This is a genomic window from Streptomyces chilikensis, from assembly GCF_001642695.1.
Lineage (GTDB): Bacteria > Actinomycetota > Actinomycetes > Streptomycetales > Streptomycetaceae > Streptomyces > Streptomyces chilikensis.
On the sequence record NZ_LWCC02000158.1, the window covers coordinates 1 to 2,110 of the forward strand.

The 2,110-nt window shown below is 71.7% G+C and carries 1 protein-coding gene; it reads left to right on the top strand.

Features of this window, described 5'->3' with window-relative positions; genetic code table 11:
• Nucleotides 1-2,110: type I polyketide synthase (locus A2U95_RS29900; RefSeq protein WP_166028787.1), on the top strand; the 2,110-nt coding region annotated here is incomplete at both ends.

Genomic DNA, 2,110 nt, shown 5'->3' on the forward strand with positions numbered 1-2,110 from the left:
ACACGGCGTGCTCGTCGTCGCTGGTCGCCCTGCACCTGGCGGCGCAGGCGCTGCGCTCCGGCGAGTGCGACCTGGCCCTCGTGGGGGGCGTCACCGTGATGGCGACGCCGGCCGGCTTCGTGGAGTTCTCCCGCCAGGGCGGCCTGGCCCCGGACGGCCGGGTGAAGGCCTTCTCGGACGACGCGGACGGCACCGGCTGGGGCGAGGGCGTGGGCGTCCTGCTGGTGGAGCGGCTCTCCGACGCCCGCCGCAACGGGCACCAGGTACTGGCGGTGGTGCGGGGCTCGGCCGTCAACCAGGACGGCGCGAGCAACGGGCTCACCGCCCCGAACGGGCCGTCGCAGCAGCGCGTCATCCGTGCCGCGCTGGCGGGGGCCGGTCTGACCGGCGCCGACGTCGACGCCGTCGACGCGCACGGCACCGGCACCACGTTGGGTGACCCGATCGAGGCGCAGGCGCTGCTGGCCACGTACGGTCAGGAACGCCCGGAGGACGGGCGGCCGCTGTGGCTGGGCTCGGTCAAGTCCAACATCGGGCACACGCAGGCCGCCGCCGGTGTCGCGAGTGTGATCAAGATGGTCATGGCGATGCGCCACGGGGTGCTGCCGCAGACCCTGCACGCCGATCAGCCGTCGTCGAAGGTGGACTGGTCGGCGGGCGCGGTCGAGCTGCTGACCGAAACGCGGGAGTGGCCCGAGACCGGTGGCCGCCCGCGCCGGGCGGGTGTGTCGTCGTTCGGCATCAGCGGGACGAACGCGCACGTCGTCCTGGAGGCGGTCGAGCCGGAGCCGGAGCACACCGGCGAGGCGGGGGTTGCGCTTCCGGTGGTGCCGTGGGTCTTGTCGGGCAAGACCCCGGAAGCATTGGCCGGTCAGGCCGGGCGCCTGCTCGAGGCAGTGAGCGCCGCCGACCTGCCGGCCACCAACGTGGGCCTGACCCTCGCTCTGCATCGCGCCCGCCTGGAGCACCGTGCGGTGGTCTTCGGCGAGGACCGCGAGGAACTGCTGCGCGCGGTGGCCGAGGGCCGTTCGGCCGCGGGTGTGGTGTCGGGTGTGGTCGGGGGTGGGCGTTCGGCGTTCCTGTTCTCGGGCCAGGGGTCGCAGCGGGCGGGGATGGGCCGGGAGCTGTATGCGGCGTTCCCGGTGTTCGCGGACGCGTTCGACGCTGTGTGCGCGGAGCTGGACAAGCACCTGGACCGTTCGGTCAAGGAGCTGGTCTTCACGGACGAGTCCGGTCTGCTGGACCGCACCGTCTACACGCAGGCGGGTCTGTTCGCGGTCGAGGTGGCGTTGTTCCGGCTGATGGAGCACTGGGGCGTCACGCCTGACTACCTTCTCGGCCACTCCATCGGCGAGCTCGCTGCCGCGCACGTGGCCGGTGTCTGGTCGCTGGAGGACGCGGCTGCTCTGGTGGCTGCGCGTGGCCGGCTGATGCAGGCCCTGCCGGAGGGCGGGGCGATGGTGGCTGTGCAGGCGACCGAGGACGAGATCCTGCCGCTGCTCACCGACAACGTGTCCATCGCCGCCCTGAATGGACCCACCTCGGTAGTGATTTCCGGTGACGAGGACGAGGTGACCGCGATCGCCGAGCGGTTCGCGAAGTCCAAGAAGCTGCGGGTCAGCCACGCGTTCCACTCGCCGCGCATGGAGCTGATGCTGGAGGTGTTCCGGCAGGTCCTGCAGACGGCCACCTTCCATGCCCCGCGCATCCCGATCGTCTCCAACCTGACCGGCACCGTCGCGGGTGAGGAGCTGCTGTCCGCAGACTACTGGGTGGACCACGTACGTAATGCCGTCCGGTTCGCCGACGGCATGGCTCACCTCGAGGCGCAGGGCGTGACCACCTACCTCGAGCTCGGCCCCGGCGGCGTCCTGTCCGCCATGGCACAGGACTGCGTCACCGACGCCGTCTTCATCCCCGCCCTGCGCAAGAACCGTCCCGAGACCGATGCGGTGGTCGGCGCTCTCGCCGAACTCCACGTGAATGGCGCGCCCGTGGACTGGGCGGCGTACTACGCCAACACCGGCGCGCAGTGTGTCGATCTGCCGACCTACGCGTTCCAGCACGAGCGGTTCTGGCCCGAGCCGGCCAAGCGGGATGTCCGCACCGG